The 3,950-nt window shown below is 67.4% G+C and carries 4 protein-coding genes; all 4 read left to right on the forward strand.

Annotated elements, in window-relative coordinates; all coding sequences use genetic code 11:
* Positions 1-650: NAD(+) diphosphatase (nudC, locus tag H926_RS27605; protein ID WP_022676848.1), on the forward strand; the 650-nt coding region annotated here is incomplete at its 5' end.
* 83 nt (positions 651-733) lie between these two features.
* The gene (gene argS / locus H926_RS0113875) at positions 734-2,497 is read left to right on the forward strand and encodes an arginine--tRNA ligase (protein WP_022676849.1); all 1,764 of its coding nucleotides are present in this window, start codon (positions 734-736) and stop codon (positions 2,495-2,497) included.
* Between the two features lie 5 nt (positions 2,498-2,502).
* On the forward strand, positions 2,503-3,222 hold the full coding sequence (locus H926_RS27610) for an SPOR domain-containing protein (protein WP_022676850.1): 720 nt from the start codon (positions 2,503-2,505) through the stop codon (positions 3,220-3,222).
* A 114-nt stretch (positions 3,223-3,336) separates the two neighbouring features.
* Positions 3,337-3,950 (forward strand): glycoside hydrolase family 3 N-terminal domain-containing protein (locus tag H926_RS27615; RefSeq protein WP_043609599.1); only part of this gene is annotated, 614 nt, incomplete at its 3' end.

Consider the following 3,950-nt stretch of genomic DNA (forward strand, 5'->3'; position numbering starts at 1 on the left):
CCGCCGCGCCGGATCTGGGCGGTAGCACGGCTCCCGCCGCGCCCAATCTGCGCGCCCTGCTCGATGCCATGCCGGCGCGCGATCTGGCAATCTATGGCGGCGCGCGCAGCCCGGTCGATTGGCACGCGCGCCACCGCTTTTGCGCGCGCTGTGGCCATGCCACGCAGGCGGCCAAGGGCGGCTGGCAGCGCTCATGCAGCAATGCGGACTGCGGCGCCGATCACTTTCCGCGCGTCGATCCGGTCACGATCATGCTGGTCGAACATGACGGGCGCCTCTTGCTGGGGCGCCAGCCACGCTTTCCCGCCGGGCGCTATTCCGCGCTGGCCGGCTTTGTCGAGCCGGGCGAAACGGTGGAAGAAGCCGTGGCACGCGAAGTGCTGGAGGAAGCCGGCGTGCGCGTGCGCGACGTGCGCTATGTCGCCAGCCAGCCCTGGCCCTATCCCTCGTCGCTGATGATCGCCTGCCATGCCGTGGCCGATGATCCCACCATCACTATTGATCAGAACGAGTTGGAAGACGCGCGCTGGTTCACCCGCGAAGAAGTCAGCGCCGCGCTGGAGGGCCGGCCCGATGCGCCGTTCGGGGCGCCGACCCATACGGCGGTGGCGCGGCACCTGCTGGAATGGTGGATGGCGCACAGGGGCTGAACCGGCGTTGGCTGAACCGGCGTTGCGCATGCCCGCGCCGCTCGGGTTTCCAACGCCCCACAAATTCGCTATCGGCCCGTGCCATGACGACCGATAGCCCCGTTGCCGCCCAGACGCTGTTCGCTGCCTATGCCGGCGTGATCGATGCCGCGCTCGATGCCCTTGTCGCCAAGGGCGCGCTGCCCGCCGGCCTGCCGCGCGGCGCCGTCACGTGCGAACCGCCGCGCGATGCCGCGCATGGCGATCTGGCCACCAATGCGGCGATGGTCCTGGCCAAGCCCGCTGGCACCAACCCGCGCGCGCTGGCCGCGCTCATGGTAGAGGAACTCGCCGCCCATCCGCGCGTCGTCAGCGCCGAGATCGCCGGGCCGGGCTTCATCAACCTGCGCCTGGCCGATGCCGCGTGGACCGACGAGCTGGCCCTGATCGGCCAGGCCGCAAACAGCTATGGCCGCTCTACCCTGGGCGGTGGCAGCACGGTGAACGTCGAATATGTCTCGGCCAATCCCACCGGGCCGATGCACATGGGCCATTGCCGCGGCGCGGTGGTGGGCGATGCCCTCGCGGCCCTGCTCGAATTTGCCGGGCATAAGGTGATCAAGGAATATTACGTCAACGATGCCGGCGCGCAGGTCGATGTGCTCGCCCGCTCGGCGCACGTGCGCTATCGTGAGGCGCTGGGCGAAGACGTTGGCGGCATTCCCGAAGGCCTCTATCCGGGTGAATACCTGATCCCGCTGGGCCAGGCCCTCGCGGCCGAATTTGGTGATCGCTATGTCACCGCGCCCGAAAGCGAATGGCTGGTGCTGTTCCGCCAAAAGGCGGTGGCCGCGATGCTGGTGATGATCAAGGAAGACCTCGCCAAGCTCGGCATCGTCCACGATCTCTTCTCGTCCGAGGCGGAACTGCAGGCCGCCGGCAAGCCCGAGGCGGCCGAAGCCTGGCTGCGCGCGCACGATCTGGTCTATGACGGCCATCTCGAAGCGCCCAAGGGCAAGACGCCCGAAGACTGGGAACCGGTCGAGCTGCCGCTGTTCCGCTCCACGCGGTTTGGCGATGACCAGGATCGCCCGATCAAGAAGTCGGACGGCAGCTGGACCTATTTCGGCGCCGACCTGGCCTACCACTTCCAGAAGGCGGAAACCGCCGACGCACTGGTGGATATCTGGGGCGCGGACCATGCCGGCACGGTCAAGCGGATCAAGGCCGCCGTTGCCGCGCTGACCGGGGCAGAAGGCGCGAGCCCCAAGCCGTTTGAAGTCAAACTGGTGCAGATGGTCCAGCTGTTGCGCGATGGCCAGCCGGTCAAGATGTCGAAGCGCGCGGGCAATTTCGTGACGCTGGCCGATGTGGTCGAGGAAGTGGGCAAGGACGTGGTGCGCTTCACCATGCTGACCCGCAAGCCCGATGCGCAGATGGACTTTGACTTTGCCAAGGTGGTGGAAGCGTCGAAGGACAATCCGGTGTTCTATGTGCAATATGCCCATGCCCGGATTTCTTCCACCCTGCGCAAGGGCGCCGAACTGGGCTGGGCGCCCAGCGCTGCCCATCTCGCGCTGCTGGGCCAGGAAGAACTCGCCGTGATCAAGCAGGCCGCGCAGTTCCCGCGCATGGTGGAAGGCGCCGCAGTTGCGCGCGAGCCGCATCGCATCGCGTTTTTCCTCTATGATCTGGCTGCCGCGTTCCACGCCTATTGGAACGTAGGCAACGACAAGCCGGAAAAGCGCTTCATTGTGGCACAGGACCAGTCCCTGACCGAGGCGCGCCTTTTCCTGGCCGCGCAAATCGGGCAGGTATTGAAGAACGGGCTGGCCATCTTGGGGGTTGAGGCCGCGCAGGAGCTTTGAAGGCAATGGTGAACGGGGATCAGCATGACAACGCCGCGATCGGCGAAAATGGCCAGGGCACCGGCGCGCAGGCGCTGGACCTGGGCAGCGAAGAACGCCTGCCCTGGCTGGAAAGCGCCGACGATGTCGATCTGGAAGAGGAAGGCCCCGACAACGGGCGCCTGATCGGCTTTGGCGTGCTGGCGCTGATCCTGCTCGCCGCGATCGTCGGGGCGATCTACTGGGCCACGCACCGCAACGCCGCCCCGGCCGCTGCCGATGGCAGCCTGATCGAGGCGAGCAAGGAACCCTACAAGGTTGCGCCCAAGGATCCGGGCGGCAAGACGTTCCAGGGCACTGGCGATTCCAGCTTCAAGGTCAGCGAAGGCGAACGCCCGACTGCGGCCCTTGCTGCCAAGGACGCGCCGGCGCCCGCGGCCAGCCCATCCGCCACGGCCAAGCCGGCAGACAAGCCCGCTGAAAAGGCCGCGCCCGCCGCTGCGCCGGTCAGCGGCGTGGGCGTGCAGGTTGGCGCGTTTTCGAGCCAGGCCCTGGCCGAAGCCGGGTGGAACAAGCTGGTCGTCGCGCATGAAAGCCTCAAGGGCGTCAGCCATCGCATCATCGCCGGCAAGGCCGATATCGGCACGGTCTATCGCCTTCAGGCCGTGCCCGGCGACGCGAGCGCTGCCAATTCGCTGTGCAACACGCTGCAGGGCGAAGGGGTGAAGTGCCAGGTCAAGCACTGATCTGCCTGACAGCCTGACCCCGGATGGCTTCATCCGGGGAATGCGGAAATGCGGATGGGGCGGCAAGGCCTGCGTGGCTTGTCAAAGGCACCGAATTGCGGGAAAGCTTCTCCGATGCTTCCAGCCATTTTCGGCCTTTCCGGCCCCGTTCTCACCGCCGACGAGCGCGCCTTTTTCCAGGACGCCGATCCTGCCGGCTACATCCTGTTCGGCCGCAATGTCGAATCGCGCGAACAGCTGCGAGAGTTGACCGATTCGCTGCGTGACCTGCACGGGCGCGACCGGCTGCTGATCTCGATCGATCAGGAAGGTGGCCGCGTCGCGCGGATGAAGCCGCCGGTCTGGGTTCCCTATCCCGCTGGCGAGGCGTTCGACCGGCTCTATGACGTGGCGCCCGCGAGCGCGATCGAGGCGGCGCGCGCCAATGCGCAAGCCTTGGGCATCGATCTGGCCGAAGCTGGCATCAGCGTGGATTGCCTGCCGCTGCTCGATGTGCGGCAGCCCGGCGCGCACGACGTGATCGGCGATCGCGCCCTGGGCAAGGAACCGCAGCGCGTGGCAGCCCTGGGCCGCGCGACGCTCGATGGCCTGGCGCGGGCCGGGGTGATGGGCGTGATCAAGCACATGCCCGGCCACGGCCGCGCCATGGCCGACAGCCACAAGGAACTGCCCACGGTCACCGCCGGGGAAGACGAACTGGCCGCCGATCTCGCCCCGTTCCAGGCCCT

The organism is Novosphingobium sp. B-7 (genome assembly GCF_000410615.1).
Classification (GTDB): Bacteria; Pseudomonadota; Alphaproteobacteria; order Sphingomonadales; family Sphingomonadaceae; genus Novosphingobium; species Novosphingobium capsulatum.